The sequence below is a fragment of the Bradyrhizobium sp. BLXBL-01 genome, assembly GCF_051853025.1.
In the GTDB taxonomy this organism is placed as follows: domain Bacteria; phylum Pseudomonadota; class Alphaproteobacteria; order Rhizobiales; family Xanthobacteraceae; genus Bradyrhizobium.
Map to the genome: position 1 here is coordinate 8,137,850 of NZ_CP182471.1, position 26,260 is coordinate 8,164,109.

Below are 26,260 nucleotides of genomic sequence, written 5' to 3' on the forward strand. Positions count from 1 at the left end.
CTTCTCCGTCAAATTCAGAAACAATCGCCCTCACAAGAACGAGAGACGGCGGTCCCAGAGAGGCCGCCGCGAGGGAGGCGTTTCGATGTCGGGTTACGGGCTGAAGACGATTGCATTTGCCGCGGCGCACGCCGTCATGGGCGCGTTGCTGTCCACTGCGGTCAATGCGCAGGACTATCCGACGAAGCCGATCACGTTGATCGTGCCGTGGCCGGCCGGCGGATCGACCGATATTTCGATGCGCGCGATTGCCGACAGCGCCTCGAAGGTGCTGGGGCAGCCGATCGTGATCGACAACAAGGCGGGCGGCGGCGGCACGGTCGGACCGGCGACGATGGCGGCGGCGGCGAAGCCGGACGGCTATACCATCTCGCAGATCCCGATCACCGTGTTCCGCCTGCCCTTGATGCAGGAGGTGTCGTGGGATCCGGCAAAGGATTTCACCTATATCGTCCATCTCACCGGCTACACTTTCGGCGTGACCACCAGCGCGGAGTCGCAGTTCAAGAGCTGGAAGGACGTGGTGGAGTTCGCAAAGGCCAATCCGGGCAAGGTGACCTATGCCACGCCCGGCGCCGGCACCTCGCTGCATGTCGGCATGGAGCAGATCGCCGGGATGTCCGGCATCAAGCTGACGCAGGTCCCCTTCAAGGGCGGCGCGGAGACCAACGCCGCCGTGCTGGGGCAGCACACCATGCTGCAAGCGGACTCCACGGGATGGCGGCCGCTGGTCGACGCCGGCAAGCTGCGGCTCTTGATGGTGTGGACCGGCGCACGCTCGCCGAACTATCCCGACGTGCCGACGCTGAAGGAGCTCGGCTATCCCATGGTCTATGATTCCCCGTTCGGCATTGCGGGGCCGAAGGGGATGGATCCCAAGATCGTCGCCAAGCTGCACGATGCCTTCAAGAAGGCGGTCGAGGATCCCGCGGTGATCGCCACGCTCGCCAAATACGACATGGTGCCGAACTACAAGAACACCGAGGACTACAAGAAATTCGTCGTCGAGGTCACGGAGTCCGAACGCAAGGTGATCGAGACGCTCGGGCTTGCGAAGAAGTAGCTGGTCTCCCCACAAATGCTGGCGTCATCCTGAGGTGCGAGCCGCACTTGCGGCTCGCCTCGAAGGATGGATCGGGGCACCGTCGCCCTTCGAGGGCTACGCTGCGCTCCGCCACCTCAGCGACAACGGCTTCGCCGTTGCGCAGAGGACGATGATGATCTCAAGGTGCTTCACATGAACATCGACACCAACGTCAAGCTCCGCCTCAGCAACTCCGAACTCTGGGGCGGGCTGGTCGGGCTCGCGCTCGGCGGCTTCGTGATCTGGTCGGGCTTGAAGCTCAAGCTCGGCACCATCAACGATCCCGGCTCCGGCTATGTGCTGTTCTACACGGGCATCCTGATGTGCGTGTTCGCAGGCGCCATCGTCGTCTCGGCGATCACCGAGGGCGGGCCGACGCTGGCCTCGCGCTGGGAGAACGCGCGCTGGAGCAAGCCGCTTGCCCTCATCGCCTGCCTCACCGCATTCGCCTTCGCGCTCGAGCCGCTCGGATTCCTGCTGTCGTCGATCCCGCTGATGCTGCTGCTGTTGCGGCTGATCGATCCGGTGCGCTGGACGCTGGCGATCCCGATCGCCGTGCTGGTGCCATCAGGCATGTGGTGGGTGCTCAAGCGGCTGCTGTTGATCCAGTTGCCGTCCGGCCTGTTCGGAATCGGTTGACCCCATGGATACGCTCGTCAACGTGGCACATGGATTCGGCGTCGCGCTGCTGCCGATCAACCTGCTCTACTGCTTCATCGGCGTCTTCATCGGCACGCTGGTCGGCGTGCTGCCCGGCATCGGCCCGATCTCGGCGATGTCGCTGCTGTTGCCGGTGACGCTGTCGGGCACGCCGGAATCCGGCATCATCATGATGGCCGGCATCTATTACGGCTCGATGTATGGCGGCTCGACCACCTCGATCCTGGTCAACATCCCCGGCGAGGCGGCTTCCGTCGTCACCTGCATCGACGGCCACCAGATGGCGAAGCAGGGCCGCGCCGGCCCCGCGCTCGGCATCGCCGCGTTCGGCTCCTTCGTCGCCGGCACGTTTGCGCTGGTCGCTCTGATGCTGGTGGCGCCGAAGCTTGCCAGCCTCGCCATCGCGTTCGGCCCGGCCGAATATTTCAGCCTGATGGTGCTCGGCCTCGTCGTGCTCACCTTCCTCACCCAGGGCTCGATGCCGAAGGCGCTGCTGATGGCGTGCATCGGCGTCGTACTCGGGCTGATCGGGCTCGACAGCATCACCGCGCAGCCGCGGCTGACCTTCGGCCGCATGGAGCTGATCGACGGCATCGGCCTCGTGCCCGTGGTGATGGGCCTGTTCGGCGTCGCCGAGGTGCTGCTCAACACCGAGCAGGCGATCAAGCGCGACATCATCAACACCAGGATCACCCATCTCCTGCCCAGCAAGGAGGACTGGAAGGCGAGCGCAGGCCCGGTCGGCCGCGGCACGATCCTCGGCTTCTTTCTCGGCATCCTGCCGGGCGGCGGCGCGGTGGTGGCGTCATTCGCGTCCTACGCGCTGGAGAAGCGGCTGTCGAAGAGGCCTGAAAGGTTCGGCCACGGCGCGATCGAGGGCGTCGCAGGGCCGGAATCGGCGAACAACGCCGCGGCGGGCGGCGCCTTCATTCCGCTGATGACGCTCGGCATTCCGCCGAACGTGGTGATGGCGCTGCTGCTCGGGGCCTTCGTCATTCACGGCCTGCAGCCGGGGCCGCTGCTGATCACGCAAAACCCCGGCCTGTTCTGGGGCATCGTCGCCAGCATGTATATCGGCAACGTCATGCTGCTGATCCTGAACCTGCCGATGATCGGCATGTGGGTGCAGCTGCTCAAGCTGCCCTACAACATCCTGTTCCCCCTGATCATCCTGTTCACGATCCTCGGCGTCTATTGCTCCAGCAACAACGTGTTCGACGTCTATGTGATGATCGCGTTCGGGATCATCGGCTATTTCATGCGCAAGCTCGGCTACGAGCCGGCGCCGCTGGTTCTGGCCTTCGTGCTGGGTCCGATGATGGAGAACAATCTGCGCAAGTCGCTGATCCTGTCGCAGGGCGATCTCTGGACCTTCGTGCAGCGGCCGATCTCGGGCGCGTGTCTCGCGCTTGCCCTGGTGCTGCTGATCGCGCCGCTGCTGCCGTCGCTGCGCAAGAAGCGCGAGCTGGTGGCGCTGGACGAGGGGGCGTGAGGATCTGTAGGGTGGATTAGCCGAAGGCGTAATCCACCGCTTCGCTCTCGATGCGGATAGCAAAGTGGTGGGTTACGCCTTCGGCTAACCCACCCTACAGCATCTCAGCTCGCCGCAGGCAGCGCGCTGTCCGACGGCAGGCTCCACGGGCGCTCCACTGCCGCCAGCCCGATCAGGCGGCCCTGGATGTAGTCGCAGCCCCAGTCGCGCAGCATGTTTGCGGCCTCTTCATCCTGCACCCATTCAGCGACGGTCTTGATGTCGAGACGGCGGGCGAGGTCGATCAGGGTCTGCACGAAGGCGCGGTCGTCGGCGGAACGGGTGATGTTCTGCACGAAGGCGCCGTCGATCTTGACGATATCCACGCCCAGCTTGCGCAGATTGCGAAACGAAGTGTAGCCGGCGCCGAAATCGTCGATGGCGATGCGGCTGCCGAAATGCTTCAGGCGGCTGACGAAGGCGCGAACCTCGTCGATGTCCTGGATCGCGACCGTCTCGGTGATCTCGATGATCAGTCGCTCGGCGACACCGGGATGAGCCAGCATCAGCGATTCGATTCCCGCCCACCAATCCGGATCCATCGTCGTATCCGGCGAGATGTTGAGGCTGAGACAGATGTCGGGCGCCGCCGCGAGCTCGGCGACGACGAGCTCGAGCACGCGGTGATCGACCAGACGGATCAGGCCGAGCCGTTCGGCGACCGGCACGATGTCGGGCGCGAGCAGCACCTGGCCGTCGCCCTGGTCCATCCGCACCAGGCATTCGTGGAACGCGCGCTCGCGCGAGACGGCCGAGACGACGGGCTCATAGGCGAGCCTGATGCGGCGCTCGTTGAGCGCGGTGACGATCTCGTCGGTGACGCGAATGTTGACGCGGCGCTGCGCGTCGCGCGCGGCATCCGGACGCCAGGCTGCGAAGGAGCCGACGCGGCGGCGCTTGGCGGCATCCAGCGTCTCATGGGCGCGGTTGACGGCCTCGTCGGTGTTGCGCGCATAGCGCGGCAGGCTGACGGCGCCGATCGAGGCGGTGACCGAGACCGGACCGGACTTGGTCGGCACCACCTCGTCGCGGATACCGGCGAGGAAGCGCTCGGCAGCCACGTTCATGTCGTCGACGGTGCAGTTCTTCAGGATCAGTCCGAACTTGTTGCCGGAGAAGCGCCCGAGCACGTCGCCGCCGCGCAGGCGCGCGCGAATGCGCTTGGCGATGTCGAGGATCACGGCATCGGCAACGTCGAAGCCGAAGGCATCGTTGACGCGGGCGAGATGATCGATGCCGACCAGCATGAAGGCGGCGGTCGAGCGGAAGCGGGCCGTCTCCTCGATCGCCTCGGCCAGCGCCGCGATCAGATGCGAGCGGTTGAGCTCGCCCGTCAGCGGATCGAGCCGGGCCAGCCTGCTCAATTCCTCGTCGCGGGCGTGGCGCTCATTGTTGATGCGGACGGAGCCGATCGCACGGGTGGGACGGCCATCGGGGCCCGCGAACCAGCGGCCGGTCTCCTCGATCCAGATCACGGGATCGGAGGCGCTCATGCGCACGCCGTACTCGACCCGGTAGGGCGTGCCGTCGGCTCCGTGCACCGGGGACGTCAGCGCCAGCGCGGCCGTGCGCAGCGTTTGCGCGGGCTCGATCAGCTTGGCGAACTCGGCGCCGGTCGCGAGCCGCTCGGCGGGAATGCCGGGGAAGACGGCGCTGACCTGCTCACCCCAGACGATGGCATCGCTGGCGATGTCCCAGGCGAACACGGCCTGGCCGAGCGCGGCGAGGATGTCGGAGGCTTGCGGCAATGCAGGGGTCAAAGTCGCCTCGATTCGGGACAGTGGAGAAGTCCTCTGTCGGCACAGAATAGAGCCAGATTCGCCCCCGACCCTAGGCAAAGTTGATAAACAATTTGGAAACCACGTTTCCGAAGGCGTCGGAACCAAACCGGTGCGGGCGGCATAGGCCTTGCGAGTACATGACTCGCACCGGCGCCAGCGTCCCGAAACGCGACAATTTCGCCGGATCAACGGTGATTGCGATGTTGAGTACTGATCGATTGGACGCGGCGGACAACGGCACAGGCACGGCCCTGGTGCCGCTGATGCCGACGTTGCGGTGGGTCCGCAAGGCGTCGCTGCCGCGCCCCGATCCCAGCTTCATCACACAATTGATCGCAAATGCCGAGCAGCTGCCGCAAACGAGCCGGCTCCGCCGCGCCTCCTCCGAGGATGCGCTGATGGCCTATGGCAGCAAGCAACCGCTGCAAAGCGTCAGTGCGCGCACACGGCAGGTGGCTTGAGACCGATCAGCGCGGCGGCGTGTCGGGCGAGGTCGGCGTGCCGTTACCCGGCTGAAGATGCGGCGAGGGAATCTCCGGCGAAGGCGGGCTCTGCGCCGGCTTTGGCGCCGGGTGATCCATCAGCACGGATTCAGCGACGGATTGCGCCGACGGGGCGGGCGGCGCCGCCGGTGCCGGCTGCGGCGCGATCACCGGCTCGAACGTGCGCTCGGACTCCACATCTTCCGCCGCTTCGGCCCTGCGCTTGGCCTTGCGCGGCGCCGGCACCGTGGTCTCGGCGACATAGGTGACGCGGCGGCGCGTGCGCTGGGCAATGCCGCCGAGGAAATCGGCCATCGCCAGCAGCACCAGGAGGAAATAGGTGGAGTTGCCGAATTTGGGCCACATCACGAATTCGGCGGCGGCCGCGCCGAAGATGAGCAGCGACAGCAAATGGTCCATCAGGAATTTCGAGCCCGGCCGCGCTCCCTTGACCACCTCGAGCAGCAGCAGCACGACACCGAGCGCGAGCAGGAGATCGGCGAGCGTGACCGGCCAGGCCTCGCCCGTGATCATCGGCACCTTGAACAGCACGTCCGAGAAGGACACGCTGGGCATCAGGAAGGCGATGATGTTGTAGACCGCGAGCGGAATCAGGAGCAGCGGGAAACCGACCATCGGCGAGATGCCTTCTCGATCAAGATATCCGGACAGAACAATGCAGCGGCGAAGCATTCGCTCCGCCGCCGTCACCGTCTATCTCATGGGTTGGCCGAAATCGGGCGGGTCCGAACTCCCGCCCGAGAAAGATCCTGGCTTCAGGACTCTTTCTTCTTCAGGACCTGGCGGCCCTTGTACATGCCGGTCTTGAGGTCGAGATGGTGCGGACGACGGAGCTCGCCGGAGTCCTTGTCTTCCACATAGGTCGGCTTCTTGATGGCGTCCGCCGAGCGGCGCATGCCACGGCGCGACGGCGAGGTTTTTCTTCTCGGAACGGCCATTTCAATATCCTCTAGGGATTGGTGTCATCAGGGCATCGTCCGCGAAGGGACGGCTCAGCACCCGCAATACGAGGCGAGCTGAATGCCGATCAAGGCCGCGCTTATAGAGGAAGGCTGGCCGTAAAGCTAGGCTCTTGGGCCGGAAAATGCGCCCGGAACGGGCCAAAAATCAGCGATTTTCGCGCCAACAGGTCATAAGCGAGCTCGCCTGCCCCCGCGCCATATAGGTGGCTGCCAGCCGCCGGACGCCCGGGCCTGGGGTCCGGGCGCTGCGTTTGACCGGATTCGGCAGGATCGAGGCCAGAAGTGCCGCCTCGCGGGGCGAGAGGCTTTCGGCCGACTTGCCGAAGGCATAGGCGCTGGCCGCCTCGACCCCGAACTGCCCCTGCGGGCCGAGCTCGGCGATGTTGAGGTAGATTTCGAGAATCCGCTGCTTGGGCAGGACGAGGTCAATCCAAAGCGCCAGCGGGAATTCGAGCCCCTTGCGGACGAAATCGCGCCCCTGCCACAGGAACAGGTTCTTCGCCACCTGCTGGGTAATGGTGGAGGCGCCCCGGAAGGCGGTGCCGTCCTCCCTGGCGTCGTCGATCGCCTCGCGCAGCGCGCCCCAATCGATGCCGTGATGCTTGCAGAAATGGGCATCCTCGGCCGCCACCACCGCGCGCGGCAGAGAGGGCGACATATCGGCGAGATCGATCCACTCCCGCTGCATCGGCGCGCCCCGCAAGCTGCGCCAGGCCATCAGCGTCGAAACAGGGTGGCCGGTGCGGTAGAACGGCGCGATCGCATAAGGCGCGAGGACCACGACCGCGAGCACCACCAGCAGGATTTTGACGATGCGCAAATCAACCTTTCCGGTGCAAACTGAAGAGCGGCCACGGGCTGGAGCATTAAGTCTGTGATAATTCGGGCCTTTTCCAGCACTTTTTAGGCCTTCCAAACGATTGACTGGGGCGGGCGCATAAAGGATTGTCCCGCCGAATTTTAGTTCTGGAGCCCCTCTTGATGACCGGCACGTCCCCGTCCGATTTCGCCAAACGTCTGGACAAGACCGCTGATGACACCGAAGCCCTGCTCGGGCGCCTGCTGTCGGATGACATCCTGCACGACGAAATCGCCCGGCCCAAGCGACTGATGGACGCAATGCGCTATTCGAGCCTGAACGGCGGCAAGCGCCTGCGGCCGTTCCTGGTGGTGGAGAGCGCCGCCGTGTTCGGCGTGCCGCGCGAGGCGGCCCTGCTCGTGGGCGCCGCGCTGGAATGCATCCACTGCTATTCGCTGATCCATGACGACCTGCCGGCGATGGACAATTCGGACCTGCGCCGCGGCCGCCCCACCCTGCACAAGCAGACCGACGACGCTACTGCGATCCTCGCCGGCGACGGCCTTCTGACCCTCGCGTTCGACATCATCACACGCGACGAGGTCCATCGCGACGCCAATGTGAGGCTGCTCTTGACGCGTGCGCTGGCGCGCTGCGCCGGCATCGGCGGCATGGTCGGCGGCCAGATCCTCGATCTCGCCGGCGAAGGCCGGTTTGGCGGCAACGAGCCGATCGACGTCGCCCGTATCCAGCAGATGAAGACCGGCGCACTGCTGCGCTACGGCTGCATCGCCGGCGCAATTCTCGGCCAGGCCTCGAAGGCGGAATATCAGGCGCTCGACGATTACGGGCGCGCGCTCGGCGAAGCCTTCCAGATCGCCGACGATCTGCTCGACGTCGAGGGCGATGCGGCCGCGCTCGGCAAGCCGGCCGGCGCCGATGCCGCGCTCGGCAAGACCACCTTCGTGACCCAGCTCGGGATCGAAGGCGCCAAGCAGCGCGTGCGTGACCTGCTCGCGCGCGCCGATAGCGCCGTCTCGATCTTCGGCGACCGCGCCGCCGTGCTGCAGGCCGCCGCGCGCTTCGTGGCCGAGCGGAAGAACTGACGCATACCGATGGCGGTCGAGGGCAAAGAAGATCCCGTCCTCGTCCGCTTCCGCCAGATGTCGCGGCCGATGCGGCTGATCTATGCGCGGCCACGGACCTTCATTGCGCTCGCGATCGGCATCCTGGTCTGCCTGCTGCTGCCGGGGACTTATCGGCTGGTGACCCGGCTCGTGCTCGGCTGGGACGCGCTGATCGCCGTCTATCTCGTGCTGGTCTACACGATGATGCTATGCAACGACCATCAGCACATTCGCCGCGCCGCCGCGATGCAGGACGACGGCCGCTTCGTGATCCTGCTGGTGACGGCGACCGGCGCGTTCGCCAGCATCGCGGCGATCGTAGCCGAACTCGGCACGCCGCATCGCGGCGCGCTGGAGCTGAGCATCGCAGTCACCACGATCACGCTGTCATGGGCTGCCGTGCACACGACCTTCGCGCTGCATTACGCGCATGACTATTATCGACACGGGACCGCAGGCGGCCTGCAATTCCCGAGCGGCGAGAAGGAAGACCACGCCGATTATTGGGATTTCGTCTACTTCTCGTTCGTGATCGGCATGACCGCGCAGGTCTCCGACGTCGGCATCACCGACAAGACCATCCGCCGCACGGCCACCGCACACGGCATCGTCTCGTTCATCTACAACACGGCGTTGCTTGCACTGACGGTCAACATCGCAGCGAGCGCGATCGCGACATGATCCCGGCTTCGCCGGGACGATGTCGCGGAAACAACGCCTTCAGTTGCAGACCTCGTAATTCGCATCATTGTGAGGGCCGCCGCCGCCACGAAAGGCGAGGTGGCAGCCGGGCCTGACCGGCCGGCAGAGCAGATCGTTGCAAAAAATCTGACCGCTGCCGCCCGAGCCACGACCCGTGCGAGCCGCCGCAGCAGCGCCGTAGCCGCCCGCTGCAGCACCGGCCTGCGGCCGCTGCCGTGCAGGACGGTCCTCGCCTTCGTCGCGCCGCGAGGTCGCGGGCTTTGACGCCGGCTTGGCGGCGCGCTTCTTCTCGCATTCATTGTCGTCATTCAGCACATAGCCGTCGCCGCAAACGATCCTGGTGCACTTGTCGCCTTCGGCCTTGAAACCGTGCTCGCAGACCAGCGGGCAGACCCGCGACGGCTTGGCCTTGACGGCATCGAGCGCGTCGGTGCTCGCCACCTTCACGTCGAGCTTGGTGCCGGCATAGCGGTTGAACTGCGACAGCGAGCGCTGCGAGGACGTATTCCAATTGCCGTCGGCCTGCCCGGAGAAGCAGCCGACGCGGCCGAGCTCGGTCTGCACCGAGCGGTTGAGGTCGGCCGGCGCGGTCGCCGGGGTCAGCGCGGCAACCTTGGTGCCGGCGGCGCTCGCGGCCGGCGCAGCGCTCGGCGCCGTAGCGGCGAGATTGACGCGCTGCTGCTCGGCGGCGGCCGCCTGCTGCTGCGCCTGTTCCTTGGCCTTCTGCGCGGCAAGCTGCGCCTGCTCGGCGGCCTTGGCATCGGCCGCGGCCTTGGCTTGCGCATCCTTCTGCGCGCCGAGCGCAGCAAGCCGGTCGCGCTCGGCCTCGGCCTGCTTCGCCTTCTCGATCGCCGCCGCATGCGCCCGCTCCGCGCCGATCTTCTCGAGCTGGAGCTTGGCGAGGCTCGCATAGAAGCCGTCGGGATGCTGGGCGAGGAAGGCTTCCCACGCCGGCCGGTTGCCGACCTGGAGCGCAAGCTCGTAGTCTCGGCGGATGTCGGCCTGGGGATTGACCACGGGCGCCGCCGGCGCCAGCTTGACCGGCACCAGCGGCACATCCTCGCCGCCGAGCGAGCCGTAGACGAACGGCTCCTGCTTGTTGCCGGTCGACTTCAGCACGTCGTCGCGCACGAAGCCGAAGGCGCGGCGGACGTCGAGGCCCGGCGTCGTCAAATGCTTCGACAGCGCGATGGTGAACGGGCTGTTCGCACCGTCGCCGTCCTGCGCGGTGAAGCCGGCCTTGGCCGAATAGGCGATCAGCGTGTTGGGGCTGGTCGGCTCGACCTGCGCGAGGCCGCGGCCGATGCCGCGCGAGGCAACCGTGCGCTTCATCCTCTTGCTGAACGGATTGTCGCGGCAGGCATCGAGGATCACCAGACGCAACTGCTTGGCAGGCTCGACCGCAACCAGGACACGGTCGAGCGAGAGCGCCTCGTCATAGACGTCGGTGTCGCGCTCGAGCTTGGCATCCACCGGAATCAGATAGTTCGAGCCGTCGACCTCGATGCCGTGGCCGGCGTAGTAGACCACGGCGATATCGGCATCGCGGGTCGCGTCGGCGAAGTCGCGCAGCACGCGCCGCGTGTCCAGCGCCGACAGATCGTGCCGGGAGTCGACGACGTCGAAGCCGGCCTCCTTCAGCGTCTTGGCCATCACCGACCCGTCATTGACGGGATTGGAGAGCGAGGCCGCGTGTTGATAGGCCGAATTGGCGAGCACCAGCGCCACGCGCTTTCCGGCAAAAGCAGGCCCGGCGCCGAACATCAGGCCGAGGGCGACGAGAAGCGGACAAAGTCTGAGCAAGCTGCGCATGACACGACTTCCGATAGTTCCGGGCCATCAGGCCCTTTGGGACCGCTTTAGCAACATCTACCGCCGGCGCTTGTGATGGAGGTCACGAACGGGACCCCGACGACAGGCCGGACGCCCTCTTTTGTTTGTCGCGCCAGCGCTGTCGCGGTTCGCCGACGAACGGCGGTGCGGGCCGGGTTCCGTCAGACAACCCCGATGTGCTCCCGATATTGCGGCAGATCGTCCGTAATTTCATGCCAGGGCGCCTTCGAGCCGACGAAAATATGGGCGCTCGGCCGGATCGAGGGGGCATCGACCAGGGTTCCCATGGCGACATGGACCCACTGTCCCTCTCGGACCCGGGAATAGAGCAGCGAGCCGCAGCGGCCACAATGCGCGTCGTGGGTGGTGTCGTCGCCGACAATCAGCCGCAGGTCGCCACCCCTGACAATGCGAAGCCTCTCCTGCCGGATGCCGGCGAACGGCTTGAAGGCGGCACCGGTGGTGCGTCGGCAGTTCGAGCAGTGGCAGTTCATCGCATAGGAAAATGCATCGGCCACCTCGAAGCGCACAGCGCGGCAATAGCATTCGCCGACAAGGATGCGAGCGTTCGAATTTTCTGATTCTGTCATCGTGACGCCTTCGCGCAAATCGCTGACACACCCATAGCGCATTTTGACATGTATGACTAAGTTGGCCCGAAGCCATCATGCAAAGGAACGATCCATGAGCCAGGACCGGTCGAGCGTCGAAGCCGTCGTGCAATCCTATTTTGACGGACTTTACGAGGGCAACGCCGACAAGCTCGGCGCCATCTTCCATCCCTCCGCCGATCTGCGCTGGGTCGAGAAGGGCGAGCTCCAGGTTCTGACCGTGCCGGACTGGCTCGACCGCGTGCGCAAGCGCGCCTCGGCGAAGGCCGAAGGCAAGCCGCGCGAGGACTTCATCGTCACCATCGACCGTTCGGACGACAAGACCGCCTTCATCAAGGTGCGCTGCCAGCTGCCGCCGCGCTACTTCACCGATTATCTGGTGGCGATGAAGCTCGCCGACGGCTGGCAGATCGTGTCGAAGTCGTACAGGTATGACCTGCGGGAGTGAGGGGCAAAGCCTTCCGCTGCCCGAAATCGGACGCACTCGCTATCCAATTCTCCGTCATTGCGAGCGCAACGAAGCAATCCAGAGTCCATCCGCGGAGACAGTCTGGATTGCTTCGCTGCGCTCGCAATGACGACGGGATGCAGCGCCCGCTGCATCTCCCATCCCCGCTCGCCTGGAATATCCTCATGCTGCTCGATCGCCGTTCCCTGCTCGCCTCGCTCTGCTGGATGGCCGCCTCTCCCGTGCTGGCCGCGGAGGCAGTGCCGGAATTCGAAGCCTATGAACGCGAGAGCGGCGGGCGGATCGGCGTCTATGCCGAAAATCTCGCGACCGGCGCAAAGCTCGCCTGGCGCGCCGACGAACGGTTCGTAATGTGCTCGACGTTCAAGGCGTCGCTCGCAGCTAACGTTCTGGCGCGGGTCGATCGCGGCGAGGAGCAGCTCGCAGCCATGATCCCTTATGGCCAGGCGGATCTGCTGGAATACGCACCGGTGGCGCGGGAAAATCTCGCGGCCGGCAAGATGTCGGTCGGTGAGATGTGCAAGGCCATCGTCGAGCTCAGCGACAACACCTGCGCCAATCTGCTGCTGGCGCGGATCGGCGGCCCCGCCGCGCTGACCGCATTCTGGCGGTCGCTCGGCGATGCCACCTCGCGGCTCGACCACAACGAGCCCGAGCTCAACCGCTCGCAGCCCGGCGATCCCCGGGACACCACGACGCCGGCGGCGATGGCGGGAAATTTGCGGCGGCTGGTCACGGGCGAGGCGCTGTCGCCGGCCTCGCGTGCCCTGCTCACCGAATGGATGGTGAACTGCAAGACCGGTGCAAACCGGCTGCGTGGCGGACTCCCCGCAGCCTGGAAGATCGGCGACAAGACCGGCAACAACGGCAAGGACGCCTCGGGCGATATCGCGGTCGCCTGGCCGAAGCCGGACACGCCGATCCTGATCGCGGCCTATACTCAGGGCGGTGCGCCGAGCGCGGCGCAGATCGCCGCAGTGTTCGCGCAGATTGGACGGATGGTGGCCGAGCGGCTGGCGTGAGCCGCGCATTGACGTAGCCGTCGCTTCCGGGTCAAGACAGACCCATCATGGAAGCGAAGTTTCAAATCTTTCTCATCCTGCTGGCCGTGCTGGCAGGCGTGGCACTGGCCGCACGACGCTTCAACGTCGCCCCTGCCATCCTCCTGATGCTGGCAGGCGTGGGTCTCGCTTTCGTGCCGGGCATGCCGTCGGTGGAGCTGCCGCCGGAGCTGGTGCTGCTGGTGGTGCTGCCACCACTGATCTACTCGGCCAGCGTCGCGATGAGCTGGCGCGAATTCAAGAAGAACCTGCGTCCGATCGTGCTGCTCGCGGTCGGCGCGGTGATCTTCACCACGGCGATGGTGGCGGCCGCCACGCACTACATGATCGGCCTGCCCTGGACCGTCGGCTTCCTGCTCGGGGCCATCGTCGCGCCGCCCGACGTGGTGGCGCCGCTCGCGATCGCGCGCCGGCTGAACATGCCGCGCCGTATCCTGGTCGTGCTCGAAGGCGAAGGTCTCGCCAACGACGCCACCGCGCTGATCCTCTACCGCTTCGCGCTTGCGGCCATCATGGTCGGACATTTCTCGCTACCGCTCGCGGCCGGCGAGTTCCTCCTCATCGTCGCCGGCGAGATCGCCTTCGGCATCGGCGTCGGCTGGCTGTCCCTTCGCTTCCGCAAATGGTCCGGGGATCCGCAGGTCGAGCTGACGCTGTCGCTGATTACTCCCTATGTCTCGTACTGGCTGCCCGAGCACGTCGGCGGCTCCGGCGTGATCGCAACCGTCGCCTGCGGGCTCTATGTCAGCTGGAACGGCCCGTTGCTGATCTCCTCGGCGACGCGCCTGCAAGGCATCTTCTTCTGGGATCTCGTGATCTACCTGATCGAGGGCATGCTGTTCCTGCTCACCGGCTTCCAGATGCGCGCCCTCTACGAGAAATCGAAGACTTTTCCGCTCGACGACATTCTCATCGCAACCGCCGTGGTCCTTGTGATCGTCGTGATCGCGCGTTTTGCCTGGCTCTATCCCGCGACCTATCTGCCGCGGATGCTGTCCAGGTCGCTTCGCGAGCGCGATCCGTCGCCGCCATGGCAATGGCCGTTCGTGCTCGCATTCACCGGGGTGCGCGGCGCGGTGTCGCTGGCCGCCGCGCTGGCGCTGCCGTTCGCGCTGCCGGATGGCGAGGCGTTTCCGTATCGCGACCTCATCCTGTTCGTCGCCTTCGGTGTCATCTTCGTGACGCTGATCGGCGTCGGCCTGACGCTGCCGCCGATCGTGCGTTGGCTCGGCGTCGCCGAGGCCGGTCGTCACGAGCATGCCGCCGAGCACGAAGCCGAGATCGCCGCGCGCCGTCAGGCGCTGGAGTCCGCGCTGAAATCACTCGACGCGCTCACCGCGGAAAAGGACATTTCCGACGAGGTGATGAGGCTGCTGCGCGCCCGTCACGACATCCGCATCAACCAGCTCCCGGATTCGCTCGATCCCAACCACCACGACATCTCCGCCGCCGGCACCGCTCTGACCCGCGACCTGATCGCCGCCGAGCGCAAATTCATCCATAACCTGCTGCGCGACGGCCAGATCACCGACGAGACGCGGCGGCGGATCGAGCGCGATCTGGACCTGGAGGAGGCGAGCCTAGCGAACAGGGAATATCGGGGCGGGCCGCTGTAGCCTTTGTCATTGCGAGCGCAGCGAAGCAATCCAGACTGCCTCTGCCGAAAGAGTCTGGATTGCTTCGCGGAGCCTGTCATCGGGCCGCGCTCCGCGCGGACCCGGTGGCTCGCAATGACGGGGCGTTGAAGCACCTGAGCTGACTACCGTCTCCCGCAAAACTCCCTCATCGCAGCCGCAACGGCGCCCGCGACGGCCTCCTGCCGCTCCGGCGAATTCATCTCCATTTCCTCGTCGCGATTGATGATCGAGCCGGCCTCGAGCAGCACGGCGGCGCTGTGCGTGCGCGACAGCACGACGAGCCCGTCATAGCGGTAGACGCCGACATCCTTGTCGAGCAGCTGGCGCCGGTACCGGCCCATCACCGGCAGGGTGTACTGGCTGGCATAGTGCAGGCCCTGCTCCTTCAATTGCCGGCCGATCATCCGGGCCAGTATCAGGCTGGTGGCAAAGTGCGGATTCTGCTGCGACACGAACAGCGAGTGGCCGGAAAACCGATCGCTGAAATAGCTCCTTGCGCCGTCGAACTCCCAGGTCTCGAGCAGCTTGTCCGGCACCGAATCATGATGGACCGACAGGAATAGATCGGCGCGGCCTTCGTTCGCGGCACCGACGCGCTTGAACAGGCTCGGCCGTGCCTTGCCATCCGTGACGAGCAGGCGGGTTGCGGCAAAGCCCTCGGATTTGAGCTTTGCCGCGATCAGCCGTGCGAGGCGGAAGTTGAAGCCGAACTCCGGATCATTGCGCGCGCTCAACGCGCCGTAGGAGTCCGGCGTGTGGCCGACGTCCACGACGATCCGGAGTTTGGGCGTCTCGCATTTGGCCGGTGGCGACGGCTTCGGCCTGGGTCTTGCAATCTTTCGCGCGGCCGCGGCGTCGCCGGCATCGACAAGGGCGAGCGACGACAGCAGGATCGACGCGACCAGCCCGGCGATGATGCTCCGCAATTGCCCCAAGCGCTGCTCCGCTGCCGTGATCCGCGGGCGATCAACGAGCCCACGATTTGTTTTCAGGAAGATTGGCGCGGGAGTGGAAAGACGTCAACGCAAGAACGGCTTCGTAGGCTGGGCAAAGGAGCGCTCTTCGCGCGCCGTGCCCACCATCGTGTTGCGTGCGGCCGAGATGGTGGGCACGCTTCGCTTTGCCCACCCTACGGCACCGTTCCTACACCGGCCGCTCCCCCTTCACCGTCACACGCGTGCCGGAGCGTGTGTGCGGCCAGTAGTCCCACATCGCGCGGTGCTGGGTGCAGCGGTTGTCCCAGAAGGCGATGGCGTTCTCGGTCCAGCGGAAGCGGCACTGGAACAGCGGGTTTTCGGCGTGCTGGTAGAGATAGGCCAGCATCGCATCGCTCTCGTCGCGCGGGATGCCGCTGATGTGGCGGGTGAAGCCGCGGTTGACGTAAAGCGCTTTCCTGCCGGTGACCGGATGGGTGCGCACGACGGGATGCTCGGCATGGGGATAAGAGGGGCGATCGGCGACGCCATAATTGGCGTAGAGCCCGCGATAGATCGGCTCGCCATCGTGCAGCGCCGTCAAGCCGTCGAGATAGGTCTTCATGCGCTCCGACAGCGCCTCATAGGCCGCGTACATGTTGGCGAACAGCGTGTCGCCGCCGCGCGGCGGGCGTTGCTTGATGTAGAGGATCGAGCCCATCGGCGGCTCGAGATCGCAGGAGACGTCGGAGTGCCAGCCCTCGCCGTTCGCCCGCGGCGAGTTCCTGTCCGCATAGATCTTCATCAAGGCGGGGTCTTCGTCCTCGTGCGGAGCTGCGGGATGGAAATGCAGCTCGCCAAACTTGCGACCGAAGGCAAGATGCTGCTGCGGCGTGATGTGCTGGTCGCGGAAGAAGATGACGAGGTTTTCGGCGAGCGCGCGGTGGATCTCGTCCATCTGTTGATTGGAACGGGCATCGTCCGAGAAGAGCTTGCCGATATCCACGCCCGAGATTTCCGCGCCGATAATGGGTGTGAGCTTTTCGACGGCGATGGTCTCGTAGGGCGCGCCGTCTTCAGCGGTGTGGCGATAGCGCGGCCCCTGCTTGCCGGCGAGTGAGCTCATGGCGTGTCTCCCGATCGTTCTTGATTGGGAGACATCGTAGCAATGTAGGGCGGGTTAGCGAAGCGTAACCCGCCACTTCGCGTCCGCAAAAAAATAAGGCGGGTTACGCTGTGCTAACCCGCCCTACGATTCCGATGTTGAGGAGCGCCTATTCCGCCGCTGATACCGGCACCTTGGCGCCCTGGCCGTAGCGCTGGTCGATGTAGTCGATCACCAGCGCCTTGAAGTCGGCGGAGATGGTCGGGCCGCGCAGCGTGCGGAACTTCTTGCCGTCGACGAAGACGGGCGCGGCCGGCGCTTCGCCGGTGCCCGGCAGCGAGATGCCGATATTGGCGTGCTTGGATTCGCCGGGGCCGTTGACGATGCAGCCCATCACCGCGACGTTGAGCTCCTCGACACCAGGGTATTTCGTCTTCCAGGTCGGCATCTCGTCGCGGATGAAATCCTGGATCGAACGGGCCAGCTCCTGGAACGTAGTCGAGGTGGTGCGGCCGCAGCCGGGGCAGGCTGCAACCAGCGGCACGAAGGTGCGGAAGCCCATGGTCTGCAAGAGCTCCTGGCCAACCTGCACCTCGCGGGTGCGGTCGCCGCCGGGCTCGGGCGTCAGCGAGATGCGGATGGTGTCGCCGATGCCCTGCTGCAACAGGATGCCGAGCGCGGCCGAGGAGGCGACGATGCCCTTCGAGCCCATGCCGGCTTCGGTGAGACCGAGATGGATGGCGTAGTCCGAACGCGCCGCAAGATCCTGGTAGACCGCGATCAGATCCTGCACCGCCGAGACCTTCGCGGAAAGGATGATGCGGTCCTTGGGCATGCCGAGCTCTTCGGCGCGCGCGGCCGAGAGCAGCGCCGACTGCACCATGGCCTCGCGCGTCACCGCGCGCACGTCGCGCGGGTTGGGCGAGGCCGCATTCTCGTCCATCAGCTTGGTCAAAAGCTCCTGGTCGAGCGAGCCCCAATTGGCGCCGATGCGCACCGGCTTGTTGTTCTTGTTCGCGATCTCGATGATGTCGGCGAACTGGGTGTCGCGCTTGTCCTTGAAGCCGACATTGCCGGGATTGATGCGGTATTTGGCCAGCGCCTCGGCACAGGCCGGATAGGCCGCGAGCAGCTTGTGGCCGATATAATGGAAGTCACCGATCAGGGGCGTGGTGATGCCGCGCTTGGCGAGGCCGTCGCGGATGTGCGGAACGGCGGCCGCGGCCTCCTCGCGGTCCACGGTGATGCGGACCATTTCGGAGCCGGCGCGCGCCAGCGCGGCGACCTGGGCGATGGTGCCGTCGATATCGGCGGTGTCGGTGTTGGTCATCGACTGCACGACGATCGGCGCACCGCCGCCGACGGCGACGTTGCCGACCTTGACCTGGGTGGTCCGATGCCGGGGCGCCGGGCCCGCAATGTCTGAATCGAGAGGGTTTTCGAGCTTGTTCATGGCGGTCCAAATATCAGGTTTTGGTGACGTTCAGCAATGCATCGCGCGGCGCCGCAGCTGATGAGCTGGGACGGTTAACCAGAAAAAGCCCAGCAATTACAAGGACCGCTGCGGCCCCGAATGTCAGGCTGAGGGTGTCGTGCATGATGAAATAGCTACCCACCACGCCAAACAAAGGGGTGATGAAGGTAAAAGCGGACAATTTGCTGGCCGAATAGGCCTTCACCAGCGCGAACCAAAGCGTGAACGTGGTTCCCACCACCCAGATCGCCTGGAAAGCCATCAGGCCGAGCGAGAGCGGCGACGGAGTGTGCGTGATGGATTCGCCGAACAGCCAAGCCGCCAGCCCCAGGATCGGGATCGAGGTCGCGACCTGATAGCCCAGCGCCTTCTCGGGCGCGGCGAAGCGCAGCCGCGTGCCCTTGGCAACCAGCGTCGTCGCGGCCCACAGCGCGGCGCCCCCGACGATCATGAGGTCGCCGAGCAGAACATGCGAATCGACATTGGGCTGGGGCACGCCGATGGCAAACGCCACGCCGGCAAAGCTGATGGCAAGGCCCAGCCATTGCGAGCCGCCGAGACGCTCGCCGAGCACCTGGTAGGAGCCGAGCGCAACGAAGAACGGCGCCGTGTAGAGGAACACCACCGCGCGCGAGGCGTAGGTGAGACGCAGCCCCTGGAAGATCAGCACGAATTCGATACCGAACATCAGCCCGGCGATCAGACCCGGCTTCCAGGTGCCGTCACGTTCGAAGAAATTGACGCCGCGAAGGGTGCCGATCAGGAACAGCACCGGCAGCGCGCCCATCGAGCGGATGGTGGCCTGGAGCATGGGCGGAATGTCCGGCAGCACCAGCTTCACCGCGATCTGGTTGAATCCCCAGGTCAGGCACAGCATGAGCATCAGGGCGATGGCGCCGGCACTGAGGGGACGGCCGGCGGACAGTATGGCTTGAGGTGCGGACATTTCTTCCCAAAAATCCGGCTTTGCGCCGTTGTTGCTTGACTGACCAGAGGGCGGACCCTTCACCTCTCCCCAGCGGGGAGAGGTCGATTTGCGAAGCAAATCGGGTGAGGGGGCGCCGGCCCCACGAGAGAGCGAAGCCCCTCACCCGCGCCTTCGGCGCGACCTCTCCCTTTGGGAGAGGTGAGCACCGCCGTTGTGGCTAGGGCTGATCTCATCGTACTAAGACATTTTCTGACAATGCGTGCAGACGCCCGTGATCTCCACCACAGACAGCTTTGGTGCGAAGCCTGAGCTGCGCGCGGCGGCGTTGAGGTCCTTGGCGAAGGACGCCGAGGAGATCTCACCGACCAGGCCGCAGCGCTCGCAGATCAGGAACGCCACCGCCGAGGTCGAATCGTGATCGTGGGCGGCGCAGGCAAGATAGGCGTTGCGGCTCTCGATGCGGTGCACGAGGCCGTTGGCCATCAGGAAATCGAGCGCGCGATAGACCGTGATCGGCGCCGGCCGCGCCATGGACTTGGCGAGCTCGTCGATGATCTCGTAGGCCCCGAGCGGGCGGTGACTGGCGAGCAAAGCACCCAACACCTGGCGGCGGATCGGCGTGAATTTCTGCGCGCGCTGCTCGCAGACCACCTCGGCATGCGCGAGCGCGTCCGCAGTGCAGCGGCCGTGATCATGGTCGGGCGCGGGGAATGCCGGCTTTGCGAGGCTCATGTACCCGTCTTCTAGCATTTTGGCGGGGGAACCCAAAGCACGACGAGCCGCCCGGCTGTCAGCCATGCTTCTCCCGCGGGACAGCATCGCGCCACCCGGCCCTGAAATAATCATAAGCTTGCTTATTATATCCAAGCTTATTGGAGACGAAGCTCATGTCCCGCGGGTCGGTCGACCAGAATTTCCTGTTCACGCTCGGTGAGCTCTACCGCCTCTTGCGCGTCTATGCCGACAAGGAGGCCTCGCGCTTCGGCATCACCCGGGCGCAATGGGCGGTGCTGGCCAAGGTGGAGCGCAGCGAGGGCATGAAGCAGTCGGAGCTCGCCGAGCTCCTGGAGATGCAGCCGATCACGCTGACGCGGCTGATCGACAAGCTCTGCGACAACGACTGGATCGAGCGCCGCAGCGACGCGTCGGACCGCCGGGTCAAGCGCCTGTACCTCAAGAAGGCCGGGCGGCAATTGCTCGGCCGCATGAGCGGCCTGAAGTCGGAGCTGACGGCGAACGCGCTCGACGGCATCAATCCGGCGGATGCGCACCGCCTCCTCACCCAGCTCGAAACCATCAAGGAAAACGTGCGAACCGCGATCCAGACATCCGGCGCGGAGCAAGCACGCAAGGAGCAGCGCTATGGCTGATCAGGTCATCAAGTTCCAGCCCGAGCAGAAGAGCGACAGCGGCAAGCCGACCAAGAAGGCCGGCACCGATCCGCGCCGCCGCGTGCTGGCGGGCCTGCGCCGCCATCGCCGTTTCCTGCTCCTGGTCGTGCTGCCGGTCATCGTCGCCATCGGCGGCGTCACCTTCTATCTGCACGGGGGCCGCTATGTCGGCACCGACGATGCCTATGTCGGCGCGCAGAAGGTGCTGGTGACGCCCGACATCTCCGGCAAGATCCTGAAGGTCGTCGTGAGAGAAGGTCAGGCCGTCAAGCAGGGCGACGAGCTGTTCGAGATCGACCCGGTTCCGTTCCGCCTCGCGGTGGATGAAGCCAAGGCGCAGCTCGCCCAGGCACGCACGACCTACGACAACCTCGTTGCCAACATCAAGATCTACGGCGACATGCTGGGCCTCGCCCAGCAGGGCGTCGAGCTGAAGCAGCGCGACGTCGAGCGCAAGCAGGCGCTGGTGAAGAACAATTTCGGCTCGCAGCTCGATCTCGACAACGCCGCCAACGCGCTGGTGACGGCCGGCGCACAGACGCAGTTCGTCAAGCAGCAGCTGTCCAACGCCAAGACGCAATTGCTCGGCAACCCCGATCTGCCGCTCGAGCAGTTTCCTCCCTATGTGCAGGCCAAGGCCAAGCTCGACGACGCCCAGCGCAATCTCGACCATACCGTGCTGCGCGCGCCGATGGGCGGCGTGGCGACGCAGGTCGAGCAGATTCAGCTCGGCCGTTACGTCGCCGCGGGCACGCCGGTGTTCTCCATCATCGACGTCGCCCATCCCTGGGTCGACGCCAATCCGAAGGAGAGCGACCTCACCTATGTCACCGAAGGCCAGGCGGTCACGCTCGAGGTCGACGCGTTCCCGAACCATGTCTTCAAGGGCAAGATCGGCTCGCTCTCGCCCGGCACCGGCGCGCAATTCGCAATCCTGCCGCCGCAAAATGCCACCGGCAATTTCGTCAAGGTGGTGCAGCGCGTGCCGATTCGCATCTATTTCGACGAGACCGACAAATATGTGCGGAAGCTGAAAGCCGGCATGAGCGTCTACGCCACCATCGACACCGGCCATCAGCGCTCGCTCGCCGGCCTGCTCGGGCTGTCGGCGACAGCGGGCCAAGACAAAGAACAAGACAAAGAATAAGACAGGACTGGCGCGATGTCCGGCCCCAATGCCAGCCTGATGGTCCCCGGCCTGCGCCGGAACATGGTGACGATCTGCGCCATGACCGCGACCATCATGCAGGCGCTGGACACCACCATCGCCAACGTCGCTTTGCCCTACATGCAGGGCACGCTGTCGGCCTCGCAGGATCAGATCAACTGGGTGCTGACCTCCTACATCGTCGCCGCCGCGATCATGACGGCGCCGGTGGGGTGGATCGCCAACCGCTTCGGCCGCAAGCGCATCTTCATCATCTGCTCGGCCGGGTTCACGATGGCATCGGTGCTGTGCGGCCTCGCGCAGGACATCAACCAGATGGTGCTGTTCCGCCTGCTGCAAGGCGTGTTCGGCGCCGCCCTGGTGCCGCTGTCGCAATCGGTCATGCTCGACTATTACACGCTCCAGGAGCGCGCCAAGGCGATGTCGATCTGGGGCATGGGCGTGATGATGGGCCCGATCATGGGCCCCTCGCTCGGGGCCTGGCTGACCGAGACCTATTCCTGGCACTGGGTCTTCTTCGTCAATCTGCCGTTCGGCGCCATCACCGTGCTCGGGCTGATCGTCTTCATGGACGAGACCGAGAAGAATCTCAGCCTCAAATTCGACTGGTTCGGTTTCGCCGCGCTTGCGGTGGCGATCGGCGCGCTGCAGCTCGCTCTCGACCGCGGCGAGCAATTGGGCTGGCTGGAATCGAACGAGATCGTCGCGGAGTTCATCGTCTCGGCCGTCGCGTTCTACTTCTTCCTCGCGCACTCCTTCACGACCTCGACCCCGTTCATCCGCTTCGCCCTGTTCCGGGACCGCAACTTCGTCACCGGCTGCCTGTTCATGATCGTGATGGGGCTCGTGCTGTTCTCGACCATGGCGCTGGCCTCGCCCTACATGCAGAACGTGATCGGCTATCCCATCATCACCGCCGGCCTCTTGCTGGCGAGCCGCGGCATCGGCACGTTCTTCGCCATGATGCTGGTCGGCCGCATGATGCGCTACTTCGAGGCGCGCACGCTGATCATCTCCGGCCTGACGCTGACGGCGGGCTCGCTGTTCCAGATGACAGGCTGGACCGATCTGACCCAGGTGCCGGAGATCGTCACCGTCAGCGTCATCCAGGGTTTTGGCTTCGGTCTCGTCTTCGTGCCGCTCTCGACCGTGGCGTTCCTGACGTTGTCGAACGAGCTGCGCACCGACGGCACCGCGATGTTGACCCTGATGCGCAACGTCGCGAGCTCGGTCGGCATTTCCGTCGTCATTGCCGAGCTGACGCAGGGCACGCGGCGGACCTATGCGATCCTCTCCGAGCACGTCAACCCGTTCAACCACGCACTGCAGATGCCCAGCGTCAGCGGCCTGATCAATCTCTCCACCGACGCCGGCCGCGCCATGGCCGACCGGATGGTCAGCGTGCAGGCGCAGATCATCGCCTTCGCACACGACTACCAGCTGGTGATGCTCTTCGTCCTCTGCACCATCCCGCTCGCTCTGCTGATCGGCTCGACCAAGGCCACGCTGCGCAAGCAGGCGGCGGGGCCGGAACATGCGGTGATGGAGTAGCGGGAGATCTCGTGCCCCGGACGCAGCGCAGCACGCAGTGTTGCGCTGCTGAGCCGGGGCCCAGCTTGCGGCACGCTGGGTCCCGGTTCTGCGGCGCAGCGTTACACGCTGCACCGCGCCCGGGACACAGCGGCGCTACAGCAACTCCTCGCAGCCCAGATCATCTACGGCCGCGAACACCCGCTCCAGATTGTTCCACCAGATCAGCGGCGGGATGTTGATGCTCCACTGCCAGACCGGCCGCGTGATCTGCCAGAGCACCGCCCAGCGGTAGTCGCGATCGAGCGCGCCGCGGGTATAGCCGGTGATGCCGCTCTCGATCAGCGCGTCGTGGTAGAGGTTGAGCAGCAGCCGTTCGAGCGCCTGCCGGCGTTCCGGATACCAATGCATCGCCATCATGTAGGCGAGGTCGTCGGCCGGAACGTCGATGCTCCACAGATCGAAATCGAAGATGCGCACGGTGTCAGCAACGCCCGCGCGCGGCAGCAGGAAATTCCAGACATGGGCATCGCCATGCGTGATGCTGAGGTGGCGGCGTGAATGGTAACGCTGGGACAGCCGCTCCGACTGATCGATGAGCCGACGGTAGATAATCCGCCGCTCCTCGCTGAGGCGATCGCCGAGAAGATCGGCAAAGCGGTCATAATGGCCCGCAAACGTCTCCATGCGTTGCGCGCTGTCCTCCACACTCGGCCAGGTGCCGACGGTGTCGCCGAGGCTCGGATGGTCCCACCAGGCTGCATGCCAGCGGGCCAGCGTGGTGACGATGGCGAACGTCTGCTCGCGCGACGGCGGCACCGGCCAGGTTGTCGCGATCTCGTGGCTGTCGGTGAGATCTTCCAGCAGCAAATGCCAGGCGAGGCTGTCCTCGTCGAAATGCCCGTCAAAGCAGCGCGGCACGAGTCCCGCCGGCATCTGCGGGACCAGCTGCGTGTAATACTCCACCTCGCGCCGGCCGCCATTGGCGAGGCGCTTGGCGAACGCGGCATTGGGAGTCTTGAGGATCAGCGACTGCGGAGCACCGGCGGATTCGCCGACATAGCGCAGGCCGAGCCTGACGATATGTGACACCACGGTGTCGCGCTGATGCAGCACCTTCACTTCGCGCACAGCGCCGGCGTCGAGCACGCCGCCCCTGCGCAGCGCGGCCGTCAGTAGGGCGGGCTCAACGACCGCCGGCAATTGTGGAGATGTCATGAACCACGATGCCCCTGTCCCACGCCATACTGCACGATCACCCGCCCGGGCACCAGCGGCTCGCGCCGGCTCAGGCTGCCGCGGTCGAGTCGCGCACGGTCCGCACGACGACCGAACGCAGCTGCTCGAGATTGGCCGCCATCCCGGCGATCGCCTGCCTCACATCCGCGGCGCGCGCGTTGACGGAGGCGGCATCGCGGCTGACGTCGCCGATCTTGGCCGAGACCTCCTTCGCCGCCGAGGCCGATTCGGAAATCGACCGCGTGATCTCCCGGGTCGCGGCATCCTGCTCTTCCATCGCGGCGGCGACCGAGGTCGCCACGCCGTCGATCTCGATGATGTGGCCTCCCATGGCCTCGACGGCGTCGACCGCGGCCTGGGTCGAGGCCTGGATCTCGGCAATCAGCCGCCCGATCTCCTCGGTCGACTTGGCGGTCTGGTCTGACAGGGACTTCACCTCGGCTGCAACCACCGCGAAGCCGCGGCCGGCCTCGCCGGCGCGCGCGGCCTCGATCGTCGCGTTGAGCGCGAGGAGGTTGGTCTGGCCCGCGATGCCGCCGATGAGATCGGAGACCTCGGCGATCTTCTTCACCGATCCGGCCAGCGCCTGAATGGTCGAACGCGCCTGCTCGCGGCCGGCGACCGCCGATTTGGTGACGCTGCTGGTCCGCGCCACCTGGCCCGCGATCTCGCGGATCGAGGCGCTCAATTCTTCGGCCGCAGCCGAGACGGCTTGCGAGCTGCCGAGCGCCTGCGTCGAGGCCGCCGCAACCGCCTGCGACTGCGCCGACAGCGACTTTGCGATCTCCGACAGGCCGGAGGCGGCTTGCTCCACGCCCTGCGTCGCCGCAGTCGCGGTATCGACCGAGCGTCCGGTCTCGCGCTCGACCGTCTCCGCCATCTGGTGCAGGGCCGAGCGCTTGGCGAGCGCCGCCGCCTGCTCCTGCCGCAATTGCTCCTCGCGCAGACGGGAATTCTCGACCGCCGCCTGCTTGAACACCACAAGCGCGCCCGCCATCGAGCCGACCTCGTCCTGGCGCTGCGCGAACGGAATGTCGGCGTCGAGATCGCCGGTCGCGAGCTTCTGCATCGTGTCCGTCATGCGCACGATCGGGCGCACCACGCCGAGGGCAACACCCAGCAGGCCGGCGGTAACGAAGGCGAGGACGGCAACGGAGACGCCGAGTAGGATATAGAGCATCGCGCTGTCGCGGTCCGCGGCCAGCTTCTCCATGGCTGCATTCTGCTTGTTCGCACTATCGACAATGCTGTCGATGACCGCGCGGTGCGCGGTATAGGCGTCCTTGAGCTGCCCATAGGCGCGCTCGGAGGCCGCAATGTCCTTGGCCTTGAGCGCCGGCAGGAGCTGATCCGACGCCTTCCAGAATTTCTGCACCTCCGCATCGGATTTCGACACCAGCGCGGTCTTGAGGTCGGCCGAGAGGCTGGAGGAGACCCAGAACGCCTTGCGCTCGTCGTATTCCTTGCGGAGCTGGACCAGGCGCTCGCCATGGGCGGCTAGCTGATCCGGCTCGCGCATGGCCAGCGTCGCCTCGAGATAGGCTTCGATGACATATTCGGGCGGCGGCAGGATGTCGGCGATGAGGTCGTTGCCGAGCTTGATGTCGGAATAGAGCGGACCGCCGACCTTGAGCTCTTTCAGGGCGTATAGGCTGGTCGAAACAATGGCGGCAAAACCAACGGCGAGAACGACGCCGAACGCGACGATCGCAGAGGACAAGGACAGACGAAATTTCATGAAACAATCCAGG

At 65.6% G+C, this 26,260-nt stretch carries 25 protein-coding genes; 12 read left to right on the top strand and 13 right to left on the bottom strand.

The genetic code is table 11. From position 1 onward, the window contains the following. Positions 1 to 85: 85 nt before the first annotated feature. The 3 genes from ACNJYA_RS37635 to ACNJYA_RS37645 all read left to right on the top strand — a co-directional run bounded on the left by ACNJYA_RS37635 (position 86) and on the right by ACNJYA_RS37645 (position 3,236). Positions 86 to 1,063 carry a tripartite tricarboxylate transporter substrate binding protein gene (locus tag ACNJYA_RS37635; protein WP_439401765.1) on the top strand — a complete coding sequence of 326 codons (978 nt, stop codon included), beginning with the start codon at positions 86 to 88 and terminating at the stop codon, positions 1,061 to 1,063. Between the two features lie 174 nt (positions 1,064 to 1,237). Further along, entirely contained in the window at positions 1,238 to 1,723 is a 486-nt protein-coding gene (locus tag ACNJYA_RS37640) for a tripartite tricarboxylate transporter TctB family protein (protein ID WP_439401766.1), read from the top strand. A gap of 4 nt (positions 1,724 to 1,727) precedes the next feature. Then, the gene (locus ACNJYA_RS37645; RefSeq protein ID WP_439401767.1) at positions 1,728 to 3,236 is read left to right on the top strand and encodes a tripartite tricarboxylate transporter permease; all 1,509 of its coding nucleotides are present in this window, start codon (positions 1,728 to 1,730) and stop codon (positions 3,234 to 3,236) included. Positions 3,237 to 3,340: 104 nt separating this feature from the next. Here the strand turns inward: ACNJYA_RS37645 and ACNJYA_RS37650 are convergent, their stop codons facing one another. Further along, on the bottom strand, positions 3,341 to 5,035 hold the full coding sequence (locus ACNJYA_RS37650) for an EAL domain-containing protein (RefSeq protein WP_439401768.1): 1,695 nt from the start codon (positions 5,033 to 5,035) through the stop codon (positions 3,341 to 3,343). Between the two features lie 221 nt (positions 5,036 to 5,256). Between ACNJYA_RS37650 and ACNJYA_RS37655 the strand changes: the two genes are divergently transcribed. Further along, positions 5,257 to 5,517 (top strand): hypothetical protein, encoded by a 261-nt coding sequence (locus ACNJYA_RS37655; protein WP_172788890.1) that lies wholly within the window; start codon positions 5,257 to 5,259, stop codon positions 5,515 to 5,517. Between the two features lie 6 nt (positions 5,518 to 5,523). Here ACNJYA_RS37655 and ACNJYA_RS37660 read toward each other — a convergent pair whose 3' ends face one another. From ACNJYA_RS37660 to mtgA, 3 genes are all read right to left on the bottom strand, one after another. Beyond that, a complete protein-coding gene (locus ACNJYA_RS37660; RefSeq protein WP_439364939.1) occupies positions 5,524 to 6,174 on the bottom strand; it encodes a hypothetical protein in 651 nt (216 codons plus the stop codon). Positions 6,175 to 6,314: 140 nt separating this feature from the next. Then, complete coding sequence (rpmF, locus tag ACNJYA_RS37665) at positions 6,315 to 6,497, bottom strand: 50S ribosomal protein L32 (RefSeq protein ID WP_007598106.1); 183 nt, start codon at positions 6,495 to 6,497, stop codon at positions 6,315 to 6,317. Between the two features lie 169 nt (positions 6,498 to 6,666). After that, positions 6,667 to 7,341: a monofunctional biosynthetic peptidoglycan transglycosylase gene (mtgA, locus tag ACNJYA_RS37670; protein ID WP_439401769.1), complete on the bottom strand. Its 675-nt coding sequence runs from the start codon at positions 7,339 to 7,341 to the stop codon at positions 6,667 to 6,669. 161 nt (positions 7,342 to 7,502) lie between these two features. On the opposite strand from mtgA, the gene ACNJYA_RS37675 reads away from it, so the two are divergent. Together ACNJYA_RS37675 and ACNJYA_RS37680 are read left to right on the top strand one after the other, a co-directional pair. Then, positions 7,503 to 8,426, top strand: a complete 924-nt coding sequence (locus ACNJYA_RS37675; RefSeq protein WP_036038510.1) for a polyprenyl synthetase family protein — start codon at positions 7,503 to 7,505, stop codon at positions 8,424 to 8,426. Positions 8,427 to 8,435: 9 nt separating this feature from the next. Further along, complete coding sequence (locus tag ACNJYA_RS37680) at positions 8,436 to 9,128, top strand: DUF1345 domain-containing protein (RefSeq protein WP_172788894.1); 693 nt, start codon at positions 8,436 to 8,438, stop codon at positions 9,126 to 9,128. 39 nt (positions 9,129 to 9,167) lie between these two features. On the opposite strand, the gene ACNJYA_RS37685 is transcribed toward ACNJYA_RS37680, so the two are convergent. Further along, positions 9,168 to 10,961 carry a caspase family protein gene (locus tag ACNJYA_RS37685; protein ID WP_439401770.1) on the bottom strand — a complete coding sequence of 598 codons (1,794 nt, stop codon included), beginning with the start codon at positions 10,959 to 10,961 and terminating at the stop codon, positions 9,168 to 9,170. A gap of 182 nt (positions 10,962 to 11,143) precedes the next feature. Further along, positions 11,144 to 11,572, bottom strand: coding sequence for a GFA family protein (locus ACNJYA_RS37690; protein ID WP_439403518.1), 429 nt, complete (start codon positions 11,570 to 11,572; stop codon positions 11,144 to 11,146). Positions 11,573 to 11,666: 94 nt separating this feature from the next. Here ACNJYA_RS37690 and ACNJYA_RS37695 point away from each other — a divergent pair, with 94 nt between their 5' ends. The 3 genes from ACNJYA_RS37695 to ACNJYA_RS37705 all read left to right on the top strand — a co-directional run bounded on the left by ACNJYA_RS37695 (position 11,667) and on the right by ACNJYA_RS37705 (position 14,739). Then, positions 11,667 to 12,041: a nuclear transport factor 2 family protein gene (locus ACNJYA_RS37695; RefSeq protein WP_036038516.1), complete on the top strand. Its 375-nt coding sequence runs from the start codon at positions 11,667 to 11,669 to the stop codon at positions 12,039 to 12,041. A 185-nt stretch (positions 12,042 to 12,226) separates the two neighbouring features. Next, a complete protein-coding gene (gene bla / locus ACNJYA_RS37700) occupies positions 12,227 to 13,084 on the top strand; it encodes a class A beta-lactamase (protein WP_172788896.1) in 858 nt (285 codons plus the stop codon). 47 nt (positions 13,085 to 13,131) lie between these two features. Continuing rightward, on the top strand, positions 13,132 to 14,739 hold the full coding sequence (locus ACNJYA_RS37705) for a Na+/H+ antiporter (RefSeq protein WP_439401771.1): 1,608 nt from the start codon (positions 13,132 to 13,134) through the stop codon (positions 14,737 to 14,739). 143 nt (positions 14,740 to 14,882) lie between these two features. On the opposite strand, the gene ACNJYA_RS37710 is transcribed toward ACNJYA_RS37705, so the two are convergent. The 5 genes from ACNJYA_RS37710 to ACNJYA_RS37730 form a co-directional block, all read right to left on the bottom strand. Next, positions 14,883 to 15,695 carry an N-acetylmuramoyl-L-alanine amidase gene (locus ACNJYA_RS37710; protein WP_439401772.1) on the bottom strand — a complete coding sequence of 271 codons (813 nt, stop codon included), beginning with the start codon at positions 15,693 to 15,695 and terminating at the stop codon, positions 14,883 to 14,885. Between the two features lie 208 nt (positions 15,696 to 15,903). Then, complete coding sequence (locus ACNJYA_RS37715) at positions 15,904 to 16,800, bottom strand: TauD/TfdA dioxygenase family protein (RefSeq protein ID WP_439401773.1); 897 nt, start codon at positions 16,798 to 16,800, stop codon at positions 15,904 to 15,906. Between the two features lie 148 nt (positions 16,801 to 16,948). Further along, the gene (gene ispG / locus ACNJYA_RS37720) at positions 16,949 to 18,232 is read right to left on the bottom strand and encodes a flavodoxin-dependent (E)-4-hydroxy-3-methylbut-2-enyl-diphosphate synthase (RefSeq protein WP_172788900.1); all 1,284 of its coding nucleotides are present in this window, start codon (positions 18,230 to 18,232) and stop codon (positions 16,949 to 16,951) included. 13 nt (positions 18,233 to 18,245) lie between these two features. Then, a complete protein-coding gene (locus ACNJYA_RS37725) occupies positions 18,246 to 19,199 on the bottom strand; it encodes a DMT family transporter (RefSeq protein ID WP_439401774.1) in 954 nt (317 codons plus the stop codon). Positions 19,200 to 19,418: 219 nt separating this feature from the next. Beyond that, on the bottom strand, positions 19,419 to 19,913 hold the full coding sequence (locus ACNJYA_RS37730; protein ID WP_172788902.1) for a Fur family transcriptional regulator: 495 nt from the start codon (positions 19,911 to 19,913) through the stop codon (positions 19,419 to 19,421). 155 nt (positions 19,914 to 20,068) lie between these two features. Between ACNJYA_RS37730 and ACNJYA_RS37735 the strand changes: the two genes are divergently transcribed. From ACNJYA_RS37735 to ACNJYA_RS37745, 3 genes are read left to right on the top strand one after another with little or no spacing between them, the layout of a single operon-like run. Continuing rightward, complete coding sequence (locus ACNJYA_RS37735; protein ID WP_439401775.1) at positions 20,069 to 20,551, top strand: MarR family winged helix-turn-helix transcriptional regulator; 483 nt, start codon at positions 20,069 to 20,071, stop codon at positions 20,549 to 20,551. Further along, the gene (locus ACNJYA_RS37740) at positions 20,544 to 21,719 is read left to right on the top strand and encodes an HlyD family secretion protein (RefSeq protein ID WP_439401776.1); all 1,176 of its coding nucleotides are present in this window, start codon (positions 20,544 to 20,546) and stop codon (positions 21,717 to 21,719) included. Before ACNJYA_RS37735 ends, ACNJYA_RS37740 begins: the two co-directional genes overlap by 8 nt. 15 nt (positions 21,720 to 21,734) lie before the next feature. Continuing rightward, positions 21,735 to 23,291, top strand: a complete 1,557-nt coding sequence (locus tag ACNJYA_RS37745; protein WP_439364948.1) for an MDR family MFS transporter — start codon at positions 21,735 to 21,737, stop codon at positions 23,289 to 23,291. A gap of 135 nt (positions 23,292 to 23,426) precedes the next feature. Here the strand turns inward: ACNJYA_RS37745 and ACNJYA_RS37750 are convergent, their stop codons facing one another. Then, positions 23,427 to 24,488 (bottom strand): phosphotransferase, encoded by a 1,062-nt coding sequence (locus ACNJYA_RS37750; RefSeq protein WP_212255824.1) that lies wholly within the window; start codon positions 24,486 to 24,488, stop codon positions 23,427 to 23,429. 70 nt (positions 24,489 to 24,558) lie between these two features. Then, complete coding sequence (locus ACNJYA_RS37755) at positions 24,559 to 26,247, bottom strand: methyl-accepting chemotaxis protein (RefSeq protein ID WP_212255822.1); 1,689 nt, start codon at positions 26,245 to 26,247, stop codon at positions 24,559 to 24,561. Between the last annotated feature and the right edge of the window lie 13 nt (positions 26,248 to 26,260).